The organism is Halorarius halobius (assembly GCF_024298865.1).
Lineage (GTDB): Archaea > Halobacteriota > Halobacteria > Halobacteriales > Haloarculaceae > Halorarius > Halorarius halobius.
Genome location: NZ_CP101161.1, coordinates 2,621,928 through 2,642,345 on the forward strand (window position 1 = coordinate 2,621,928; position 20,418 = coordinate 2,642,345).

General features: G+C 69.1%; 28 protein-coding genes. 12 read left to right on the top strand and 16 right to left on the bottom strand.

The window, feature by feature from the left end; all coding sequences use genetic code 11:
* Positions 1 to 2 precede the first annotated feature (2 nt).
* The 4 genes from NL112_RS14005 to NL112_RS14020 are packed head-to-tail and all read left to right on the top strand — an operon-like array spanning position 3 to position 4,473.
* Entirely contained in the window at positions 3 to 1,637 is a 1,635-nt protein-coding gene (locus NL112_RS14005) for an electron transfer flavoprotein subunit alpha/FixB family protein (protein ID WP_255149464.1), read from the top strand.
* Positions 1,630 to 3,288, top strand: a complete 1,659-nt coding sequence (locus tag NL112_RS14010) for an FAD-dependent monooxygenase (protein WP_255149465.1) — start codon at positions 1,630 to 1,632, stop codon at positions 3,286 to 3,288. The genes NL112_RS14005 and NL112_RS14010 overlap by 8 nt, the downstream gene beginning before the upstream one ends.
* Position 3,289: 1 nt before the next feature.
* Entirely contained in the window at positions 3,290 to 3,688 is a 399-nt protein-coding gene (locus tag NL112_RS14015) for a DUF8055 family protein (RefSeq protein WP_255149466.1), read from the top strand.
* 53 nt (positions 3,689 to 3,741) lie between these two features.
* Positions 3,742 to 4,473: a GNAT family N-acetyltransferase gene (locus NL112_RS14020; protein WP_255149467.1), complete on the top strand. Its 732-nt coding sequence runs from the start codon at positions 3,742 to 3,744 to the stop codon at positions 4,471 to 4,473.
* On the opposite strand, the gene NL112_RS14025 is transcribed toward NL112_RS14020, so the two are convergent.
* The 3 genes from NL112_RS14025 to tmcA are packed head-to-tail and all read right to left on the bottom strand — an operon-like array spanning position 4,470 to position 7,371.
* Positions 4,470 to 4,625, bottom strand: coding sequence for a DUF8014 family protein (locus tag NL112_RS14025; RefSeq protein WP_255149468.1), 156 nt, complete (start codon positions 4,623 to 4,625; stop codon positions 4,470 to 4,472). The genes NL112_RS14020 and NL112_RS14025 overlap by 4 nt on opposite strands.
* Before the next feature lie 39 nt (positions 4,626 to 4,664).
* The gene (locus NL112_RS14030; RefSeq protein WP_255149469.1) at positions 4,665 to 5,159 is read right to left on the bottom strand and encodes a DUF456 family protein; all 495 of its coding nucleotides are present in this window, start codon (positions 5,157 to 5,159) and stop codon (positions 4,665 to 4,667) included.
* On the bottom strand, positions 5,152 to 7,371 hold the full coding sequence (gene tmcA, locus NL112_RS14035) for a tRNA(Met) cytidine acetyltransferase TmcA (protein WP_255149470.1): 2,220 nt from the start codon (positions 7,369 to 7,371) through the stop codon (positions 5,152 to 5,154). Before tmcA ends, NL112_RS14030 begins: the two co-directional genes overlap by 8 nt.
* An 84-nt stretch (positions 7,372 to 7,455) precedes the next feature.
* On the opposite strand from tmcA, the gene NL112_RS14040 reads away from it, so the two are divergent.
* The 6 genes from NL112_RS14040 to ndk all read left to right on the top strand — a co-directional run bounded on the left by NL112_RS14040 (position 7,456) and on the right by ndk (position 10,813).
* Positions 7,456 to 8,472, top strand: coding sequence for an NADP-dependent oxidoreductase (locus tag NL112_RS14040; RefSeq protein WP_255149471.1), 1,017 nt, complete (start codon positions 7,456 to 7,458; stop codon positions 8,470 to 8,472).
* Between the two features lie 146 nt (positions 8,473 to 8,618).
* Positions 8,619 to 9,014: a hypothetical protein gene (locus tag NL112_RS14045; RefSeq protein ID WP_255149472.1), complete on the top strand. Its 396-nt coding sequence runs from the start codon at positions 8,619 to 8,621 to the stop codon at positions 9,012 to 9,014.
* A gap of 196 nt (positions 9,015 to 9,210) precedes the next feature.
* Positions 9,211 to 9,573, top strand: coding sequence for a 50S ribosomal protein L7Ae (rpl7ae, locus tag NL112_RS14050; RefSeq protein ID WP_255149473.1), 363 nt, complete (start codon positions 9,211 to 9,213; stop codon positions 9,571 to 9,573).
* A 3-nt stretch (positions 9,574 to 9,576) separates the two neighbouring features.
* Positions 9,577 to 9,801, top strand: coding sequence for a 30S ribosomal protein S28e (locus tag NL112_RS14055; protein WP_255149474.1), 225 nt, complete (start codon positions 9,577 to 9,579; stop codon positions 9,799 to 9,801).
* Complete coding sequence (locus tag NL112_RS14060) at positions 9,801 to 10,337, top strand: 50S ribosomal protein L24e (RefSeq protein ID WP_255149475.1); 537 nt, start codon at positions 9,801 to 9,803, stop codon at positions 10,335 to 10,337. The genes NL112_RS14055 and NL112_RS14060 overlap by 1 nt, the downstream gene beginning before the upstream one ends.
* Positions 10,334 to 10,813, top strand: a complete 480-nt coding sequence (gene ndk / locus NL112_RS14065; RefSeq protein WP_255149476.1) for a nucleoside-diphosphate kinase — start codon at positions 10,334 to 10,336, stop codon at positions 10,811 to 10,813. The genes NL112_RS14060 and ndk overlap by 4 nt, the downstream gene beginning before the upstream one ends.
* A gap of 56 nt (positions 10,814 to 10,869) precedes the next feature.
* Here ndk and mobA read toward each other — a convergent pair whose 3' ends face one another.
* Entirely contained in the window at positions 10,870 to 11,490 is a 621-nt protein-coding gene (gene mobA, locus NL112_RS14070; RefSeq protein WP_255149477.1) for a molybdenum cofactor guanylyltransferase, read from the bottom strand.
* Between the two features lie 79 nt (positions 11,491 to 11,569).
* On the opposite strand from mobA, the gene NL112_RS14075 reads away from it, so the two are divergent.
* Positions 11,570 to 11,773 carry a TOBE domain-containing protein gene (locus NL112_RS14075; protein ID WP_255149478.1) on the top strand — a complete coding sequence of 68 codons (204 nt, stop codon included), beginning with the start codon at positions 11,570 to 11,572 and terminating at the stop codon, positions 11,771 to 11,773.
* A 9-nt stretch (positions 11,774 to 11,782) separates the two neighbouring features.
* Here the strand turns inward: NL112_RS14075 and NL112_RS14080 are convergent, their stop codons facing one another.
* Genes NL112_RS14080 through NL112_RS14120 form a run of 9 tightly spaced genes read right to left on the bottom strand, consistent with a single transcriptional unit; the run spans position 11,783 to position 18,229 of the window.
* Entirely contained in the window at positions 11,783 to 12,856 is a 1,074-nt protein-coding gene (locus NL112_RS14080) for a methionine synthase (protein WP_255149479.1), read from the bottom strand.
* A complete protein-coding gene (locus NL112_RS14085) occupies positions 12,853 to 13,842 on the bottom strand; it encodes a 5-methyltetrahydropteroyltriglutamate--homocysteine methyltransferase (protein ID WP_255149480.1) in 990 nt (329 codons plus the stop codon). Before NL112_RS14085 ends, NL112_RS14080 begins: the two co-directional genes overlap by 4 nt.
* A 44-nt stretch (positions 13,843 to 13,886) precedes the next feature.
* Positions 13,887 to 14,468 (bottom strand): HemK2/MTQ2 family protein methyltransferase, encoded by a 582-nt coding sequence (locus tag NL112_RS14090; RefSeq protein ID WP_255149481.1) that lies wholly within the window; start codon positions 14,466 to 14,468, stop codon positions 13,887 to 13,889.
* Entirely contained in the window at positions 14,465 to 15,805 is a 1,341-nt protein-coding gene (locus NL112_RS14095) for a mechanosensitive ion channel family protein (protein ID WP_255149482.1), read from the bottom strand. The genes NL112_RS14090 and NL112_RS14095 overlap by 4 nt, the downstream gene beginning before the upstream one ends.
* The gene (locus NL112_RS14100; protein WP_255149483.1) at positions 15,802 to 16,641 is read right to left on the bottom strand and encodes a 16S ribosomal RNA methyltransferase A; all 840 of its coding nucleotides are present in this window, start codon (positions 16,639 to 16,641) and stop codon (positions 15,802 to 15,804) included. Before NL112_RS14100 ends, NL112_RS14095 begins: the two co-directional genes overlap by 4 nt.
* Positions 16,642 to 16,684: 43 nt before the next feature.
* Positions 16,685 to 17,263: a DUF655 domain-containing protein gene (locus NL112_RS14105; protein ID WP_255149484.1), complete on the bottom strand. Its 579-nt coding sequence runs from the start codon at positions 17,261 to 17,263 to the stop codon at positions 16,685 to 16,687.
* 31 nt (positions 17,264 to 17,294) lie between these two features.
* The gene (locus tag NL112_RS14110; protein ID WP_255149485.1) at positions 17,295 to 17,651 is read right to left on the bottom strand and encodes an RNA polymerase Rpb4 family protein; all 357 of its coding nucleotides are present in this window, start codon (positions 17,649 to 17,651) and stop codon (positions 17,295 to 17,297) included.
* Entirely contained in the window at positions 17,648 to 17,944 is a 297-nt protein-coding gene (locus NL112_RS14115) for a 50S ribosomal protein L21e (protein ID WP_255149486.1), read from the bottom strand. The genes NL112_RS14110 and NL112_RS14115 overlap by 4 nt, the downstream gene beginning before the upstream one ends.
* Before the next feature lie 54 nt (positions 17,945 to 17,998).
* Positions 17,999 to 18,229, bottom strand: coding sequence for a hypothetical protein (locus NL112_RS14120; RefSeq protein WP_255149487.1), 231 nt, complete (start codon positions 18,227 to 18,229; stop codon positions 17,999 to 18,001).
* A 140-nt stretch (positions 18,230 to 18,369) separates the two neighbouring features.
* On the opposite strand from NL112_RS14120, the gene NL112_RS14125 reads away from it, so the two are divergent.
* Positions 18,370 to 19,539 carry a cystathionine gamma-synthase gene (locus NL112_RS14125; RefSeq protein ID WP_255149488.1) on the top strand — a complete coding sequence of 390 codons (1,170 nt, stop codon included), beginning with the start codon at positions 18,370 to 18,372 and terminating at the stop codon, positions 19,537 to 19,539.
* 95 nt (positions 19,540 to 19,634) lie between these two features.
* Here the strand turns inward: NL112_RS14125 and NL112_RS14130 are convergent, their stop codons facing one another.
* From NL112_RS14130 to NL112_RS14140, 3 genes are all read right to left on the bottom strand, one after another.
* On the bottom strand, positions 19,635 to 19,799 hold the full coding sequence (locus NL112_RS14130; protein ID WP_255149489.1) for a DUF8066 domain-containing protein: 165 nt from the start codon (positions 19,797 to 19,799) through the stop codon (positions 19,635 to 19,637).
* 157 nt (positions 19,800 to 19,956) lie between these two features.
* A complete protein-coding gene (locus tag NL112_RS14135; RefSeq protein ID WP_255149490.1) occupies positions 19,957 to 20,223 on the bottom strand; it encodes an elongation factor 1-beta in 267 nt (88 codons plus the stop codon).
* Between the two features lie 2 nt (positions 20,224 to 20,225).
* Positions 20,226 to 20,405 (bottom strand): HVO_2753 family zinc finger protein, encoded by a 180-nt coding sequence (locus tag NL112_RS14140; protein ID WP_255149491.1) that lies wholly within the window; start codon positions 20,403 to 20,405, stop codon positions 20,226 to 20,228.
* Between the last annotated feature and the right edge of the window lie 13 nt (positions 20,406 to 20,418).

Below are 20,418 nucleotides of genomic sequence, written 5' to 3' on the forward strand. Positions count from 1 at the left end.
CCGTGCCGGAACTCGACCCCGGCGAGTACGACATCGCGGAACTCGGACCCGCGCTGAAAGACGTCGAAGACGTCGACGAACTGGAGGCCATCCTCGAAGCGGAGAAGGCGGGCGAGGACCGGGCGGGCGCGGTCACGCTCATCGAGAGCCGCATCGAGAAGTTCACCGAGGACGACGACGACGGCGAGGAGGAGCGCGACGTCACCGAGATGTCGCCCGCCGACGTCGGGAACGCGGTGAAGGGGATGGACGACGTCGAGGAGTTGGAGGCGATGCTGGCCGCCGAGGAGGACGGCGAGGACCGCGGCTCCGTCAAGCGACTCATCAACCAGCGCATCGACTCCGTCCAGGGGAGCGACGAGGAGGAGAGCGACGAGGAACAGCTCTCTCCGGAGGAGAAACACCCCGACCTCGACCACCCGACCGCGGACAAACGGCACGTCCGCGCGCTGGAGGACGGCACCTACGCGGACATGTGGGTGTACTGTGAGACCCAGCAGGGCGAACTCATCGACGTCTCCCGCGAGATGCTCGGCAAGGCCCGCGAGATGATGGACGGCTACGCCGACGACTACGGCGACGAGGAGGACGTGGTCGCCGTTCTCGTCGGCGACGACGTGGAACGGCTCGCCGACGAGTGCATCAGCTACGGCGCCGACCGGGTGGTCTACCAGGAGGACCCGCAACTCGAACGGTTCCGCCACAAGCCGTACACCGAGGTGTTCTGCGACATGGCCCGCGCCGACTACGACTGGAAGGGGTACGACGAACCCCGATACGTCCTGTTCCCGGCGACGAACAACGGCCGCGACCTCTCGGCGCAGGTGCAGGCGGAACTCGACTCGGGGCTCGCGTCGGACTGCTCGGGGCTGTACATCGAGGACACGGTCATCTCCAACCCGGTGAAGGTCGGCACCGCCGGCGACAAAAAGGAGTTCGAGCGCGTCCTCCACATGAAGCGGCCGGACTTCTCCGGCTTCGAGTACTCGACCATCCTCTGTCTCGACAACCCGAACCGGGAGTTCCACCCGCAGGGTGGCTCGGTCATCCCGGGCAGTTTCGAGGTACCCGACCCCGAACCCGAGCGCGAGGGGGAGGTGGTCGAACACGAGACCGACCTCGACGAGGACTGGTTCCGCGTCGAGGTCACGGAGTACGACACCGTCGAGGGCGGCATCGACCTCACGGGCCACGAGGTGGTCGTCTGCATGGGCCGTGGCATCGGCCGCGACCCCACCCGCGGGATGGAACTCGGCGTCGAACTCACCGACGCGTTCGAGGACGCCGCGCTCGGCATCACCCGCGGCATCGTCACCTCCTCGTACGACTTCGAGGGTCACGTCGAGCAGTACGCCAAGGAGGAACGACAGATAGGCGAGACGGGCCAGGTCGTCGAGCCCACCCTCTACATCGCGGCGGGCGTGTCGGGCGCCATCCAGCACAAGGTCGGGATGGACGAGTCCGACACCATCGTCTCCATCAACACCGACCCCGACGCGGACATCCGGGACTTCTCGGACTACTTCATCGAGGGCGACCTGTTCGACGTATTGCCCGCGTTCATCGACTCGCTCGACGAGGGCGAACTGAAACTGCCCGCCGCCGCCGACGGTGGGGAGGTGACGAGCGATGACTGAACGGGAACAGTACGAGGCGGTCGTCGTCGGCTGTGGCCCCGGCGGTGCGGCCGCCGCGGCCCGACTGGCGGACGCGGGCGTCGAGACGCTCGTGCTCGAACGTGGGATGGACGCCGGGTCGAAGAACGTCTCCGGCGGCCTCATCTACGCCGAGCGGTCCGCGCCGTACACCATCGACGGCCTGTTCCCCGGATTCCGCGAGGCCGCGGCCGAGCGACCCATCACGGACTACCACATCCACAACATCTCCGGCGACCAGGTCAAGTCGTTCGACATCACCGACCTCCACGAACACGACACCGAGTGGTCCGACGCCGTGCTCCGGCGGAAGATGGACTCGTGGCTCGCTCGCGAGGTCCACGAGCGGTGTCGCGAGGCGGGCGGCGGCCTGCTGACGGACGTGCGCGTCAACGGCCTGTTGCGCGAGAACGGCGACATCGTCGGCGTCACGATGGACGAACTCGACCCCATCGAGGCCGAGGTCATCGTCGCCGCCGACGGCGTCAACAGCGAACTCGCCCGCGACGCGGGCCTGATGGACTGGGACGAACCGGACGAGTGGTTCCAGGGCGTGAAGGCCGTCGTCGACTGCCCCGACGTGGACGACCGGTTCGACCTCGACGGCGACGAGGGGATAGCCCACCTGTTCTCGGGCGACCTGTTCGAGGGCGTCCGCGGCGGCGGCTTCTGTTACACCAACGACGACTCGCTGTCCATCGGGACGGTGTTCCACCTCGACAGCCTGGTCGCCCAGGAAGCCGAGCCACACGAACTGCTCGACGCCCTGCTCACCCACCCGTTGCTCGCGGACTGGCTGGGCGACGAGTACCACGAACGCGAGTACGCGGCGAAGCTCGTCCCCGACTCGAAGAAGGTGGCTCACCCGTCGCCCCATCAGGACCGCTTGTTGCTGGTCGGCGACGCCGCCGGCCAGATGCAGGCGCAGGGGCCCATCATCAAGGGGATGAACCACGCCGTCACCGCGGGCGCGCTCGCCGCGGAGGCGTTCGTCGAGGCACAGGGGCGCGGCGACCCCGACTCGGCGGGCGACCGCTACCAGCAGAAACTGGAAGACTCCGGCACGATGGGCAAACTCCGGCCGACCCGCTACCGGCTCGCCGGGTCGCTGGGGGAGCGAGAGCCGCTGGCGAGCATCACCGACAGCCTCGCGGACTCCGCCGTCGGTCGGTTCGGCGTCCGCCTGCTGGGCGACCGGCTCGAACGGCTGTACAGTTCGCCGTTCCTCGTGGGCATGATTCCCGACACGCGGACGCCGTACGTGACGCTCCCGACGGTCATCGCGGAGGAACTCGGGGAGCCGGTCGACGCCACCAGCGAGGTGGAGCCGCCGGACCTCGCGGACCGCATCGGCGAGTTGACGTACGACACCGACGTCGGCAACCCCCACATCGAGGTGGTGGACAACTCCTGGGCGGCGTCGGGCGCCGCCGTGTCGGCCTGTCCCGTCAGTGCCCGCGGCTTCGGCGGCGGCTGTTACCGCGAGGAGGAGGTGCAGACGAACGGCGGCACCGAGAAGGTCGTCAGCCTCGACACCCAGCCGTGCGTCGAGTGTGGTACCTGTGCCGTCGTCGCGGACACCGAGTGGGAACACCCCCGGGGCGGCAAAGGGGTCGAGTTCAAGGAGGGGTAGGATGGAGTACGGCGAGCGCATCGACGAACTCGCCCGGCGGGCCGAGCGCGACCGGACCGCGTTCGACCCGCCCGCGGACCCGCCGGACCCGGAACGGGCGATGGAGTTTCTCCGGGAGGGGTTCGGGCAGGCCGTCGGCCTGTACGTGCAGGCGCGGGCCGGCGACGGGCAGGTCCGCTTCTCGCACCGCGAGTTCGACCGCCTCGAGCGCGCGATGAACGACTGGCTGGCGCTGTACGCCGCCTGCTACGGCGTCGACTACCAGCCGGAGTTCACCGTCCGGGAGGCCGCGGAACTGCTCGTCCGCACCCACGACATCGGCGACGTGGCCCAGCTGTTGACGAAAGTGCCCGAGCGGGGGGACGCGGCATCGGCACCGGGCGAGACGCCGCCCGGGTGACGGCGCCGGAGCCGGCAAAAACTGTTAAGTGCTGGGTAGTGTTACCAGGTGCCATGAAGTTCTCGGACGACCTGGAGTTCTCGCACCGCGACCGACGTGACATCTACGAGTACGTCGAGCGGTACGGCACCGTCGACTACGAGGAGGCCCGGAAGGCACTCGGGATGGAACCGGAGGCGTTCGGCGCACACGTCACCGTGCTGAAACGCGACGGTGTCATCTCGCGCGAGGAGGACGAACTCCGCATCGCGTTCGAGGACATCGAGATAGAGACCCACGACTGCGACGGCGTCGACGTGACGATCCGGCAGGCCCACGAGGACGACCTCGGTGGGCTGGTGGAGGCGATGCACGACGCGCTGGGCGACCGGACGTACGTCGTCGGGGAGAACGTCGCGGAGACGCTGGAACACGAGGACGTCCTGCTCCGGCACAACGAGGTGCAGTCGCGGAACTTCTTCGTCGCCACCGTCGGCGGCGAGGTGGTCGGCTGGGTCCACCTCGACCACCCGGAGACGGCCGCGCTCGACCACACCGCCGAACTGACAGTCGGCGTCGTCCCCGACTACCGTGGGAAGGACATCGGCGGTCGCCTGCTCGACCGGGCGGTGCGGTGGGCCGGCGAGCAGGGCATCGAGAAACTGTACAACTCGGTGCCCGCGACCAACGAGGGGGCCATCGCGTTCCTCGAAGGGCACGGCTGGGAGACGGAGGCCGTCCGCGAGCGGCACTACCACCTCGGCGACGACTACGTCGACGAGGTGATGATGGCCGTCTGGACCTAGCGCCAGTCGTCGACGTCCAGCGGTTCCGCGACGACGCCCTCCTTCTGGACGAACCCGCGGGCGTGAGCGGTGCAGACCTCCTCGTTGTCGGTCCACGGGATGTGAAGCCGCACGGCCGCGTCCCGGTCACACCCCTCGCGGGCACACTCCATACCCGAGGGTTCCCGCGCATCGACAAACCAGTTGCGCCCTCACAGCACGACGAACAGCATCCCGACGAGCACCGTCGCCGTCAGCAGTGCCTGCACGGCCGCGGACGCAAGCATCCCGACGGTTGTGTAGGCGGCCGTGCGGAGGCTCGCCTCCGGGTCGCCGTTCTCGCGGTACTCCAGGGCGAACACGGTGCCGCCGATGCCGAGCACGACGCCGAGCGGCCCCGCGACGAACAACAGCAGGAGGCCGACGAGGGCCGCCACCACCGTCGTGAGCGTCGAGGCGCCACCGGCCTTCGCGGCGACGGCGCCGCCGAACCAGTCCGCAAGCAGGGCGAGCATCGCCAGTCCCAGCAGGACGGCGAGCAGGAGCGGCCCGGGCCGGGTGTAGCCGGTATGCCACCAGAACAGCAACACGCCCGACAGCGACAGCACCGCCCCCGGGAGGCCGGGGAGGATGCTCCCGACGACGCCCGCCACACAGAGCAGGAGCGCGACCGCTGGCAACAGCGGCAGGCCGAGTATCTCAACCATGGCGATTCGCCTCCTGTTGGGCGAGTTCCGGCCCGTACGTACGGACCAGCGGCCGGAGCACCTCCCCGAGCGAGCGCATCGTCTCGCGGGTCGAGACGTAGCCCAGTTCCTCGGTCACCGTCGCACGGTCGCGGCCCTGGAGCGCCTTCGTGGCGAGCAGGCGGGCGGCGTCGGTGCCCGGTTCGACGCGGCCGTCCACGAGCGTCCGGAGCGCCAGTCGAGCGAACGCCGACGGCGCCACGTCGTAGATGCCCGGGCCGAACGCGGTGGCGGCGACGAGCCGCCACTCCCGCTCGGAGAGGTCGAGGTCGGGCGTCGTGTCGACGGCCGCCAGCACCGCCGCCACCACGTCCGGGTCGCAGTCCGAGAGCGGGTCCCCGAGCACGCCCACGACCCGCCGGAGGAACCACTCCGCGGTGCGGTCGTGGAGCGCACGGCCTGCTTCGGAGACGGGGTCGACCATCAGCGCCGAGTACTCGCCGGAGGTGTCGTTCCGGGAGGTCGAGAGATGAACCGTCCGGTAGCCGTTGTCGCGCCAGAACCGCACGAGGTCGGGCGTCGCCCCGAACCCGACCGAGAGGTAGTCCACGTCGCCGTCGAACTCCCGGCGTATCTCCTTGAGGAGCCGCGAACCGAGCCCCCGCGACCGCACCGCCGGGTGGGTGGCGATGCGCATCACGCGCAGTCCCTGGGGAGCGCCGGCCTCGGGGTCGCGCAACTGCGAGGTGAGCACGTCGGGAATCATGTTCCCGCGGACGTACGCCCCCTCGTACATCGCTTCCCGCGTCGACGCCGGGAGGTTCCCCTCCCACGCCAGCAGTGCCAGCGCGACCACGTGGCCGTCGCGCGTGAGCGCCCGCACGGTGAGGTTCGGCGCGTCCAGCAGGCGCGCGAGGTCGTCGGGTTCGGTCCGGTAGTGGGCCGCGACGAGCAGGCCGAACGCCTCCCGGAGCAGGTGGTCGTCGCCGACCAGCGCGTCGGTCTCGAGCGGCCCGTACTCGGGGTCTCCGACCTCGACGTCCGCGACGAGCGGGTCGACGGCGGGGCCGGCATCGAACAGCAGGGCGCGGAACGCCCACGTCTCGACGGGGTCGCCCGGGGCGTAGCGGATGGGTTCGCTCATCGACAGCTCCCGCACCTCGCGGTCGGAGTCGGCGAGGTGGTCGCGGAACCGGACGGAAAACCCCCGCCCTGCGCCCTCGTAGCCGTGGATGGTCGTCGTGAACGCGACCGGCCGGTCGCCGGCGGCGAACGCATCGAGCAGGCGGACCGGGAGCGCCGCCGCCTCGTCGACGACCAGTGCGTCGGCCGTGGCTTCGCTCGCCTCCGGTGGTGGTGCAAACCGGACGCGGCCGCCGCTCGCCGCGCGGACCTCGTGGGCCTGGTCGTCCCGTCCTGCGAGCGTGCCGAGGGCGTCCAGCAGTTCCGCGGCGCGGTCGAACACCGCGGCGGCGTTGCGGTAGCCCGGCGCCGTGACGAGGACGTCCGCCCCGTCGGCGGCGAGGGCGCCCGCGGCCAGTCCGGCGGCGCTCGACTTCCCGCGGCCGCGGTCGGCCTCCACGACGACGGCCGCGTTCGCGTCCGCGAGCGCCTCCAGCGCGCGGACGGCGTCGACCTGGTCGTCGGTCAGGCAGGCGTCGTACGCCGCTCGGGGAAACGCGTGGTCGTCCGGCGGCGTCACGGACCCCTCGCGGAGGCGCGGCGCGGGGTCGGTGAGCCCGTCGCGTTCGACGGTGCCGGCGTCGGCGTCGACGAGTGCGATGCCGGGGTGGACGCGGAGCGTCGCGACGAGACGCTCGCGGAAGTGGCCCGTGACGCCGTCGAGGTCGAACGGCGGGACGACGAGGCGTTCGTCGAACCCGTCGCGGTGGTCGGGCCAGTCGTCGAGCGGCGGCGCGAGCAGGACCAGCAGGCCGCCGCCGTCGACGGCACCGACCGCGCGGCCGAGCGCGTTCGGGTGGCAGGCGTCGTGGCAGTCGACGACCACCGCCTCGCGGGTGGTGCCGAGCAACTCCCCGGAGCGGCGCGGCGGGAGATGTTCCGCGGGGAGGATGTCGCCCTCCGAGAGGACCGTGACGCCGTCGCTCGGCACGTCGCCGAGCGCCTCACGGCAGGCGTCGTAGGTCGCTTCGCGCCCGCCGTGACAGACGAGGAGGCGCCGCTCGTTCGTGGCGGCGGCTTCCTCGCGGAGGGCGGCGGCGACCCGGTGCATGTCCGTGAGGACGGCCGGGCCCGAAAAGGGGCTGTCGGTCGCCGCTGACTCAAGGGTAAAGACCCACCCCGTCGTGCGCCGGTCATGGCCACTGAGACCCGGCAATGGCTCCTGCAGTCGCGGCCGCGCGGGGAACCGACGACGGAGAACTTCGAGTTGCGCCGGGTCGAACTCCCGGACCTCGACGACCGCGAGGTGCTCGTCCGAACGCTGTACCAGTCGGTCGACCCGTACATGCGCTGGCGGATGCGCGACGCGGAGTCGTACGCCGAGCCGTGGGACGTTGGCGAGCCGATGCGGGCGCGCGTCGTCGGCGAGGTCGTCGCGTCCAGACACGCCGACTTCGCCGAAGGTGACGTCGTCACCGGCAACCTGCTGTGGGCCGAACACGCCGTCGCCGACGGCGGCGACCTCCGGACTGTCGACCCGTCACGCGCGCCCGTCTCGACCGCGCTCGGCGTGCTCGGGATGCCCGGCATCACTGCCTACCACGGACTCCTCGACGTGGGGGACCCGTCGCCCGGCGAGACAGTCGTGGTGAGCGCCGCCGCGGGAGCGGTCGGTAGCGTCGTCGGCCAGATCGCGCGACTCGGCGGCTGTCACGTGGTCGGGATAGCGGGTGCCGACGAGAAGCTCGACTGGCTCACCGGTGAACTGGGGTTCGACGCCGGCATCAACTACGCGACCGAGGACGTGCGCGCTCGGCTCCGCGAGGAGACGGACGGCGTCGACGTCTACTTCGACAACGTCGGCGGCGAGGTGACCGACGCGGTGTGGCCGCTGTTGAACGTGCGCTGTCGCGTCGCCGTCTGCGGACAGATCGCCCTCTACAACGCGACAGACCAGCCGACCGGTCCCCGGAAGTTCGGAGGGCTCATCGAGACCCGGGGACGGGTCGAGGGGTTCCTCGTCAGCGACTACAGCCGGGACCAGCAGTCCGAAGCCGTCGCCCAGCTCGCTGAGTGGATCGCGGCCGACGATCTCCGCTACCGCGAGAACGTCGTCGAGGGGCTGGAGAACGCGCCCGAGGCGTTCCTCGGGCTGTTCGATGGCGTCAACGTCGGCAAGCAACTGGTGCAGGTCGCCTCACGGTCGTCGTGACAGACGAGGAGACGCCGCTCGTTCGTGGCGGCGGCTTCCTCGCGAAGGACGGTGGCGACCCGGTGAATGCCCACGAGGACGGCCGGGCTGGAACGGGGCTGTCGGTCGGGCCCAAAGCTTATTCCGTCGGATTCGGACCAGAATATATGCGAAGGCCACCGCACGACACCTCCACGACGAGCGGGCGCTCCGACCGCCCGGCGGACCGCAGGGCGAGCCGGGACGGTGCGCCGCTCGGCATCAAGATACTCGCGGTGCTGAACGTCATCGGCGCGCTGTTGGCGCTCATTCCCATCGGGATGCTGTTCGGCGTCTCGCATCCACTGGGACCCATCGCGGGCGTTCTGTTGCTCGGGTTCGTCGCCGCCGGCCTGGTGTTCACCTACGGGCTGGTAACGATGCAGTACTGGGGCTGGCTCGGCACCGTCGTGTTCAACGGTCTCGGACTGGTGCTCGACCTGGCGATGGGTGACCTGCTGGGCCTGCTCGTGGGGGGTGGCATCCTGCTGTACCTGCTGAGCAAAGGCGACCTCTACGCGTAGGCGTGCGGCGGCGTGACACCCGGAGGAACGTTCAAAAGCCCTTTTATGCCACGACTCTGTAGCAGGGGGTACAGCCGACGCGGGGTTGTGATGCCCCTAGCCAAGGACCTGCGCGGTACGGGGAACTGTGCCGCGAGAACCGCACTGCGGTTCGGAGGCGGGGGGGCGCGAGCCACCGTGTCGGAGGTGAGTACCAATGAGTGTGTACGTAGACTACGACGTACCCGCGGACCTTCAGGACGACGCCCTCGAGGCGCTGGAGGTCGCCCGGGACACAGGCACGGTGAAGAAAGGAACGAACGAGACGACGAAGGCCATCGAGCGCGGCAACGCCGAACTCGTCTACATCGCGGAGGACGTCTCCCCGGAGGAGGTCGTCATGCATCTCCCCGAACTCTGTGACGAGAAGGAGATAGCGTACGTCTTCGTCGAGAGCCAGGACGACGTCGGCCACGCGGCCGGCCTGTCGGTCGGCTCCGCGGCGGCGGCCATCACGGACGCCGGCGAGGCCGTCACCGACGTCGAGGACATCGCCGAGAAGGTCGAGGAGCTGCGATAACCCATGTCCGCCGAGGAAGAGGGCAACGACGCCACACCCGCCGAGGTCATCGAGGTCGTCGGCAAGACCGGCATGCACGGCGAAGCCATGCAGGTCAAATGCCGCATCCAGGAGGGTGAAAACCAGGGCCGCATCATCACGCGGAACTGCCTCGGCCCCGTGCGCGTCGGCGACGTCATCCAGCTCCGTGAGACCGCACGCGAAGCCGACTCCATCGGTGGTCAGTAATGCCCCGAACGCGAGAATGTGACTTCTGTGGCGCGGACATCGAGCCCGGGACGGGCACGATGCTCGTGCTGAACGACGGCACCACGCACCACTTCTGTTCCGCGAAGTGCGAGAAGAACACCGAACTCGACCGCGAGGCCCGCGACCTCGAGTGGACCGACTCGGGCCGGGCCCAGGGTGCGGCCGCCGAGGAGGCCGACACCGAGGAAGCCGACACCGACGGTCCCGAATCCGCGACGGCCGGCGAGCCGGAGGCCGACGCCCCGGACCTCGAGGCCGCCGAGGGTGAGACCGAGGCCGACGAGCCCGACGCGGACACGGACGTCGACGAGGACGCCGCGGACGTCGACGAGGACGACGCGGACGTCGACGAGGACGACGCGGACGTCGACGAGGACGACGCGGACGTCGACGAGGACGACGCGGAAGCCGAGCCCGACCAGGGCGACGAGGACGAGGAGCCCGTCGAGGACGTCGGTGGCGGTGCGGAGGCCGACGGCGTCGAGGACGCCGACGAGGAGGACGACGAGGAATGAGCCACCACGACGAACGCACCTTCGTGATGGTGAAGCCCGACGGCGTCCAGCGCGGCCTCATCGGGGACATCGTCTCCCGGTTCGAGGACCGCGGTCTGAAGCTCGTCGGCGCGAAGTTCATGCAGATAGACGAGGAACTCGCCCACGAACACTACGGCGAGCACGAGGGCAAGCCCTTCTTCGAGGGGCTCGTCGAGTTCATCACCTCCGGGCCCGTCTTCGCGATGGTCTGGGAGGGCGCGGACGCCACGCGGCAGGTCCGCAAGATGATGGGCGAGACCGACCCCGCCGACTCGGCGCCGGGCACCATCCGCGGCGACTACGGGCTCGACCTGGGCCACAACGTCATCCACGGCTCCGACCACGAGGACGAGGGCGCCAACGAGCGCGAAATCGACCTGTTCTTCGACGACGCGGAACTCGTCGACTGGGAGATGGACACCGCCGACTGGGTGTACGAGGACGAAAGTCACTGAGCGCGGTTCCATCCGCGCGATTCGTCCGTCTTTTCCGCCGCGAGCGGCCGTGCCGTCTACCCGAGGTCGGCGGCCGCCCGCTCGAACTCCTCGCGGGTGTTGACGTTCCGGAACGTCTCCAGCGAGCCGGCGTCACGCAACGCGGCCTCGTCCACGACGACCCAGTCGAGCGCCTCCAGCGGCGCGAGTATCTTCGAGTCACCCCTGTCGAGCGCCGCGTCGCAGGCGTCGGCCATCGCGTCCGCCCGGTAGACGGCGTGGGTCGTCTCGTACCACTCCCCGGGACGGGGGACGGCGGCGTCGTGGCCCGCCGCGCGCTCGACCAGCAGGTCGACGATACCGGGGTCGAGAAACGGCATGTCGCAGGCCGCGACGAACGCGTAGTCGGCCGACGTGTCGCGCGCGACGCCACGCATCGCGGTCCCGATGCCGGCCATTGGTCCCTCGTCGGGGTCGGGGTCGACGGCGTAGGTGACCGGGTGCGGGTAGTCGGCCAGCGCCGTCTCGATAGCCGCCCGCTGGTCGCGTCGACAGTTGACGACGAGCGCGTCGACCACGCCCGAGAGGCGGTCCGCGACCCGACGAATCATCGGTGTCCCGGCCAGTTCGGCGACGGCCTTGTCGGCGTCGCCGAACCGCGTCGAGCGGCCGCCGGCGAGGATGGCTCCCGCGGGCATGGTCGCCTCTCGGTCCCGCCGAGAGAAGTGGTTTGTCCCCGGCGGCACGCTTTTGAGTCAGTTCGTTGTGCGGGGGCGTATGGCACTCAGTGCCCGCAACCGACTCGAAGGGACCGTGACGGCAGTCGACAGCGACGGCCCCGTCGCCGAAGTCGTCGTCGACGTCGACGGCACCGACGTGACGGCGACCATCACCAGCGGCTCGGTCGAGCGGCTGGGCATCGAGGTCGGCGACGAGGTGCGGGCCGTCGTGAAGGCCAGCGACGTGATGATAGAGACGTAGGCGGGTTCGCTAGTCGTCGGCCGGTGCCTGTGCCCCCGCGTAGCCGACGTCGACCTCGCCGGCGTCGAGTTCCGACTCCAGTTCGCGGGCGGCCTGCACCATGTTCTCCATCTTGCCGTACGCCACCTCGCGGGGCAGGAGCTTCAGGCCGCAGTCGGGGGAGACGGTGAGCCGCTCGGGCGGGACGACCTTCAGCCCCTCCTTGATGTTCTCCTTGATATCCTCGACGGGTTCGACTTCGGCGACGTGGGCGTCGACGACGCCGAGCGCGAGGTCCGGTTCGAACTCGCCGTCCGCGAACGTCTCTATCTGCTCGTAGTCGCCGTTACAGAGTTCCACGTCGAACTCGTCGATGGGGAACTCGTTTATCTCCGGGTAGATGCGCGAGTAGTCGCCGTAGCAGACGTGGAGGCCGATGCGCACGTCGTCGGGGACGTCGGCGGCGATGCGTTCGAGACACTCGCCGACGATGGCGTGGTCGTCGGGCGTCGTCGCCAGCGCCGGCTCGTCGATCTGGATGTAGCGGGCGCCCGCTTCGACGAGCTTCTCTATCTCCTCGTTGACGAGGTCGGCGAGGTCGTACGCCAGCGCCTCCTCGTCGTCGTACGCCTCGTTGAACGACCAGTTGGCGAGCGTGTACGGGCCCGTGATAGGCACCTTCACCGGGCGGTCGGCGACGCCGGTGGTGAACTCGAACTCGTCGACGAGCCACGGCTCGTCGTACGCGACTTCCTCGGTGACGGAGGGCTTGTCGAAGTAGTTGTGACCCCACACCTTGACGGGCCCGTTGAACTCGTAGCCGTCGATGCGGTGGGCGAAGAACTCGACCATCTCGTTGCGGCGCATCTCGCCGTCGACCACCACGTCCAGCCCCGCGCGCTCGTGTTCGTTGGTGATGACGCGGCAGGCGTCGTCCTCCGCCTCGTGGAGGTGGCCGTCGGTGAACCCCGATTCGTCGTCCTCGTGCAGGTCGTCCGCGCGGTTGAGCCACTTCGGCTTCGGGTAGGAGCCGACGACGGTCGTCAGCAGGAAGTGGTCGGTCGGGTGTTCGGGCGGCCGGAACTGCTCGCGGTTCTCCGTCATGCTTCCACCTCCTCGAGGTCCGCGGCGGTCGAAAGCGTCTCCAGTTTCGCCTCCGCCTTGTTCACCGGCAGATAGAACAGTTCGGTGTTCGCGGTGAGGTACGCCCGCTCGAACGACTGGGCCGGGACGTTGTCGGCGAACCAGTCGAACCGCTCGCGGACCGTCTCGGGCTCCTCGACGAGCGTGTTCTGCCCGTCGACGACGCCCAGTGCGACCGACTCCTTCGTGCCGTACTCCTGGACGTTGTACAGGTTCGCCTCGTGGTCGCTCACGAGGTCGAACCCGATGGCGTCGACGTCGGCGTCCATCAGATGCGCGTACACCTTCTCGTCGAGTGCCCCCCAGTAGGGGTGGGCGACGACCTCGCTGTCGACCGCCGAGGCGACGGTGTCGATGGCCTCACTTGCCGCCTCGTCGAGGCCGTCACCGGGCGCGTCTTCGACGAGCGACGGTTCAAGCAGGAACAGCGTCTCGTGGTCGGGGAACGCCTCGGCCTCGCCGGCGAGGAACTCCGCGACCCCGGCGAGGAACGTCCCCTCGTCGCCGTAGTGTTCGTCGGTGGCGAGTTGCGCGAGCGAGTAGGGGCCCGGCAACACGGCCTGCAGGCCGTCGGCGTCGACCGCTTCCAGTTCCGCGGCCACGTCGCCGTCGAACGTCAACTCGCCCGTGACGACCGGGTCGCGGTAGAAGTTGTTGTTGTCGTAGTAGCGGACGATACCCCCAGTGTCGACGTTCTCGTGGACGGCGAGCGGGTGCGCGAGCATGTCGTCCCACCGGCCCTGTCCCTCGACCACGCGGTCGAGGCCGGCGTCGGTCTGGGCCGCGACCAGTTCCTCGCGAACACGGTCGTAGGTCGTCTCCACGGCTTCGCTCTCCGTGCCGTCGACGAGGTCGGACTTCTGGTGGCCCTTCAGGTCCGACAGCTCCTCTTTCGCGGGGTCCGGTAGCGGGAACAGTCCCGCCGTCGTCGAAACCAGTTCGGTCATTACCGGCATTCGGTCATGACGCTCTTTAATATTTGCGAAGTCGGCTAATGTTCTGGAGTAATTTCGAGTATCGCCAGCCGCTCGAACGGGTACGACTCCTCGCGGACCGTCCGGGCCGCGAGGCCGCAGTCGGCGGCGTAGGCGGCCACGGCCTCGATGTCGGTCAGCGTCGAGACGAGCATCAGGACGCTCCCGCCGGGCGCAAGCACGCGCTCGACATCGTCGAGGAACGCCTCGACCACTTCGCGGCCCGTCTCCCCGCCCGACAGCGCCCGCTCCATCCAGTCGTCGCGCTCGGCGGCCTCGTCGCGGGGGAGATACGGGGGGTTGAACAGCACACGGTCGAACGCGCCCGCCCGGAACGGGGCTGTCAGGTCCGCCCTGACGACCGGAAGCCCCCGGTCGCGTGCCTGCCGGCAGGCGTGGGGGTTCACGTCGCTGGCGTAGACGGTCGCGCCCGTCTCCTCGGCGACGCGAGCCCCGACGTAGCCCGACCCCGTCCCGACTTCGAGGACGCGCTCGTCGCCGGTCACGAGTTCGCAGGCGGCCGTCGCCAGCAGACCGGAGTCCTCCGCCGGCTGGTACACCTCCGTCTCCATTCCCCGGCGGTCGGCGAGGTCCGTCATCCGTCCCCGTCCTCGTCGTCGCCGTTGGTCGCGGGGTCGGGCTGGGCCCCCCCGCTCGGCGTGACGTCCTGGTCGCTCTCGAAGGCGGGCTCGACGGCCTGCTCGACCTGGCCGTCGTCGTCCGCGCCGTCGGGGGGTTCCGGAGAGGGTCGCTCGCGGTCGCCGTCGCCTGTCTCCTCCCGGTCGCCCGTCTCGACCGGTTCGCCCGTGATTCGGAGTCCGTCAGCCTGTTCGCGGCCGGCGAGGACGCGCTGGGGGAACGGGATGGCGATGTCCTCGGCTTCGAACGCCTCCTTGACGGCCCCCATCACCGCGTTCTGTGCGGCCCACTTCTTCTGGATAGTGGGGTTGGCTATCCAGAACCGGAGGTTGAGCACGACCGCGCTGTCGCCGAACGAGTCGACGACCACGTCGGGCTCGGGCGCGTCCATCAGCTCCGAGTGGCCCTCCATCGCGCTCGCGGCCGTCTCCATCGCGTGGGCCACGTCGGTCTCGTAGTCGACGCCCACGTCGACCTGCACGCGAAGCCTGTTGTTCCGGGATTTGTTGACGACCGCCTCGTTCGTAATCTGGTCGTTCGGGAGCATCACCATCTCGTCGTCGAACGTCTGCAACTGGGTGTTGACGATGGAGATGTCGGTGACGACGCCCTCGTTCTCGTCGATTTCGACCCAGTCGCCGACCTCGAACGGCCGGGAGAACAGGAGGACGAACCCCGCGAGCACCGCCCCGAGCGTCTGGCGAGCCGCCAGACCGAGCACGACACCGAGGACGCTCGCGGACAGCAACAGGTCCTGGGCGGGCACCTCCCACAGCGCGACGGCGAACAGCAACGCCGGCAGGAACACGACTATCTGTGTGATGTGGTGGAGTATCTCCCGCTGGTGGTTGGTGATGGCGTCCCGGCCCTCGCCGAACCGGACGAACCGCTTGGTGATGCGCGTCGCCGTGTACGCCAGCCCGAACGCCAGCAAGGTGATGAGCACTTTCACGCTCCCCTGTGCGGAGGGGTCTATCACCTGGAGCGCCTCGTCGACCTCGCCGGTCAGCCGCCAGACGGCGACCAGCGCCACCCCGGCGACGATGCCGGTCGTCGTGACCAGCATCGCCTGTACGGCCTCCACGCCGTCGTCGCTCAGCCGCTCGTCAAGTGTAGGGCCGAGCCTGTACGCCACCAGCGAGACGGCGACCACGGCACCGAGTATCAGCGCCGTCGCGACGAACTGCTCGGCCCGCGAGGAGACGAGCGGCCCGAGGAACCCGTCGCTCGGCGGAAGCGGGGTCGGCGTCGGCGTTCCCGGCGTGGGAGTCGTCGTCCCCGCCTGCTGTGGGTTCACCGTCCGACCTCCCACGCCAGCGCGGCGAGTTCGGCGAACTCGGCCGGCGAGACGCGACCAGCACGCTTGCTCATCAGTTCCTCGGCGGCGGCCTCGACCACGGCATCGGGGTCCGAGAGCCCGGAGATGTGCGCCGTGTTCCGCACCGCGTTGCGCATCGTCTTGCGCCGCTGGGTGAAACAGGCGGTGACGAACTTCAGGAAGAACTCGTCGTCGGGCACCTCGTAGTCCGGCGCGCGCGGCGTACACCGGACGACCGCGCTCTCGACGCGCGGCTGGGGGTCGAACGCTTCACGGGGGACGGTCTCGACCACCTCGACGTCGGCGTAGTGGCCGGCCGTCACCGACAGGCGGCCGTACTCGTCGGTGCCGCTGTCGGCGGCCATCCGCTCGGCGAACTCCTTCTGGAACATCAACACGAGCGGCCGCTCGGTCGGTAGGAGGCGGAAGGCCACCTCCGAGGAGACTCCGTACGGGAGGTTCGAGACGCACGCGGAGAACTCGGGGAGGTCGACGTCTACGGCGTCGCCCTCGACGACGGTCAGCCGCCCCGCCTCCACGTCGTCGGCGAACTCCTCGCGGAGGAAGGCCGCGAGGTCGGGGTCACGCTCCACGACGGTGACGCGGTCGGCCTCCGCGAGCAGTCGGTCGGTGAGCGCGCCGGTACCGCCTCCGATTTCGAGGAGATGAGACCGGTCGGCGTCGGCCGGCAGATACGTCGGAATCCGGTCGAGCACCCGGTCGTCGACCAGGAAATGCTGGTCGAACTCGGGGTCGCCACGGCCCCCGGCACGTCTGATGAGTGCGTCCGGGTCTCGTCGCTGGCGTTCGGTCACTGGCGGGGCGTTGGCCGCTCGCAAATAAAAGCGTTCAGGACTGTCACTCCCCGTCGCGGCGCGCGAAGATGCGGTATTTCAGGTCGTCCTCCTGGAGTTCCTCGATGATGCGCTCGACGAGTACCTCCCGGGGCTTGTGGAGTCCCGACACCCGCTCCTCGAGGTCCTCGAACGACTCGAACGGCTGGCGCTTCCGCTCGTCGAGGATGGCGTTGCGGAGTTTCTTCCCGATGCCCGGCAGGAGGTTCAACTGGTGGAGCCGCAGGGTGATGGGCTGGGCGTCGTTGTAGAAATCGACGAACCGCCGCTCGTCGGCGTCGACGAGGTCCTCGACGGCGTACTCGAGTTCCGACTGTGCCGTGCTCGACAGGTCGTCGATGCCGACGTTTCGCACCTGCTGGACGTCCTCGCGGGCCGACGCCGGCTCGACGACGAGGCGGTCGCCCACGAGGACGTGGGCGTCCTCGTCGACGACGAGTTCGAACAGCCGGAAGTCGTCGACGCCGAGCGCGTACGCGAGGGGGTCCTTCTGGTACTGCGGACGGTCGTCGTCGGGCCTGCCGTTGGGCAGGTAGTCGAGCACCACCGCTTCGACCGTCTCGTCGCTCCCGGCGTCGCTCATGCCTGCGACTAGGACGAGGGCGTATAAAAAATCAGGCGTACTTGGCGACGACGTTCAGGATGTCGTCCAGCTCGTCGCCCGACAGCGTGTACCGCTCCTGGGCGTACAGCGCGCGCAGTTCGTCGCGGTCCTGCGGCAGGAGGTTCACTATCTTGTAGGCGGTCGCCTCGTCGACCTTCTCTAGCTCCTGGAGTTCGTCGACGAACTGCTCGGCGTCCTCCGTCGACATGATGGAGAAGCGGTTGACGTGCTCGATGGCTCGCGCGAGCTCGTACGGCATCTCGCGTTCCTCGTCGAGAGCCCGCTCCTCCTCGATGTCGGCGAGGTCGTCTTTCACCTCGCTGACGGTGAGATACTCCTCGTCCAGTACCTCCTTGAATATCGTCATTCGTTCGATTGGCGACGGAGGTGAGCGGGCTTCGTGATGACCGTCTTCGACTTCCCGCCGTCGTTGATTTCGACCTTGTAGGCGGTGCCCTGCTCGGCCAGCACCGTGCCGGTGTGGCCGTTGAACCGGGGGTCGAACCGGCCGTCGGGAATCGAGGGGTCGATGTTGAGATGGACCTTCTCGCCCGCCTCGTACGTCTCGACCTGCTGTTGTGGCGGCGAGGTACCTCGCTCTCGGGGTTTGTTCCTGAGCTTGTTTCGGGTGCCCTCGAGTGGACCGTTGGAGTTCGGCATAGTCGTGCCTGCGCGTAGTAACGACGGCGTTATAAATCGTGCGTTCCCCGCCGCTCAGCGCATCGACGTCAGCGCGAAGAACTCGTCGCTCCGGAGCCACGCGCCCTCGCGTTCGGCGTCCCGGACGACCAGCCCTGGCCCGTCCTGCTCACAGACCGTGTGGTCCTGCGTCCGTTCGGGCGCTGGACAGCGGTCGCTCTCCAGGATGTCGCGCACCTCGTCCTCCGGGAGGCCGGACAGCGCCGCCCTGAAGGCCCACGGAGCCATCGGCTCGGTCCCGCTCATAGGCATCCCACCCGAACGCTCGACACGCGGCGGCGTCGCATACCCCCAGTAGCGGGCGGAGGGGGTTAAACTACAAACCCGTTTCGACGCTCGAAACACGGACGGACAGGGATTTACGCCGCGGGCGCCGACCCGGGCGTATGGACAACGCCGACGACGGGCGCTTCGAGACGCGTGCCATCCACGCCGGACAGGACCCCGACGAGGAGACGGGTGCGCTCATGACGCCCATCTACGCGAACTCCACGTACGAACAGGACGCGCCCGGACGGGACCGCGGCTACGAGTACTCCCGCACCGGCAACCCCACGCGGTCGGACCTCGAGGCGAACCTGGCGGCGCTGGAGGGCGGCGAGTTCGGTCGCGCGTTCTCCTCGGGGATGGGAAGCATCAACACCGTCCTGAACCTGCTGTCGGCCGGCGACCACGTCGTCACCGGCGACGACGTGTACGGCGGCACCCACCGCATCTTCACGCAGGTGTACGAGGAGTACGACCTCGAGTTTTCGTTCGTCGATACGACCGACCCCGCGGCCGTCCGCGAGGCGATGCGCCCGGAGACGGAACTGCTGTGGGTCGAGACCCCGACCAACCCCCTGATGCGCGTCGTCGACGTCGCGGCGATGGCCGACATCGCACACGAGAACGACGCGCTGTGTGCGGTCGACAACACGTTCGCGACCCCGTATCTCCAGCGCCCGCTGGAGCACGGCGCGGACGTCGTCTCCCACTCGCTGACGAAGTACCTCGGGGGCCACTCCGACGTGGTCGGCGGCGCCCTGATAACGGACGACGCCGAGTTGGACGAGCGCATCGGCTTCTACCAGAACAGCGTCGGCGCGACCCCGAGCCCGTTCGACTGCTTTCTCGTACTCCGGGGGACGAAGACCCTCCCGGTGCGGATGGACCGCCACTGCGAGAACGCCCGGCATCTCGCCGCGTGGCTCCAGGGCCAGCCCTGCGTCGACCGCGTCTACTACCCCGGCCTGGAGTCGCACCCTTCCCACGACCTCGCGGCGCGACAGATGGACGACTTCGGCGGCATGCTGTCGGTCGAACTCGACGCGACGCTGGAGGAAGCCAGCACCGTCGTCTCGGAGACCGAGGTGTTCACGCTCGCGGAGTCGCTGGGCGGCGTCGAGAGCCTCATCGAACAGCCGGCCGCGATGACCCACGCCGCCATCCCGCCCGAAGAGCGGGAGGAAATCGGCCTCTCGGACGGGCTCATCCGGATCAGCGTCGGCATCGAGCACGCCGACGACCTGGAGAACGACCTCCGGCAGGCGTTCGCGGCGGCGGGGCTGGTGTAGCGGACGCGAGTCCGTGCCCCCGACAGCCGGCGACTCCGGCGGTCCGCGAGCGGTTCCGACGGCATCGCATCCCCCGCCGTCCCGCGATAAGGAGCTTATCGGAGGAGCCGCCACGCGAGATACGCGACCACCCCGAGAACAGCTATCATGCCGGAGAGCAACAGCTGTTGGAGGACGAAGAACCCGTAGAGGAGGACACCGACGACGAACACGACTGTGAGACCCAGAGCGGCCGCGTCGGTCGTGTCTTCGGAGGGCATAGTAGCCGCAGGATATTCCTCCGACGGTCAAATCGCTTCCGATACGCATGTGGTGGCGCCGCCGGCCACTACGTCCGCTGGTGTGAACCACATCGGCGCCGGCGGAGCCCCGGGCGGTCGCTGGCGACCAGCGACCGCTCGGGAGGTGAAAACCGAGCTACAGCCGACCCTGCGACTCGACGGCGACAGACTCGACGTCCTCGACGCCCGAGAACGCCTCCTCGACGGCCTCGCTCCCGCCCGAATCGTCGGGAACGATGACGGTCGGAAGCAGGGCGGTCAGCCCGAACGCGACGTCGTCACGCTCGAACCCCTTGATTTTCGCGCCCTCCGGCAGGGACTTCTCGAGGCGGTCCTGGAGTTCGTCCAGGTCGACCTCGGGGCTCTCCGGCATGACCTTGAGTTTGACGGCGACCTTCCCCATGGTTACGGCCCCGTGAACCCGCAGTCCGGGCACTCGTAGAGGTTGCTCTGTTTGCGGCACTTCGAACACCGGTAGATCTCGTGCCCGCAGTCGGGACACTTGAACCGGGCGGCGCTCGTCCCGGAGATGTTGATTCCGCAGGAGATGCACTTGCGTGCACGCTTCTGCTCGCTCTCGCTCATACGCGCAGGTGCG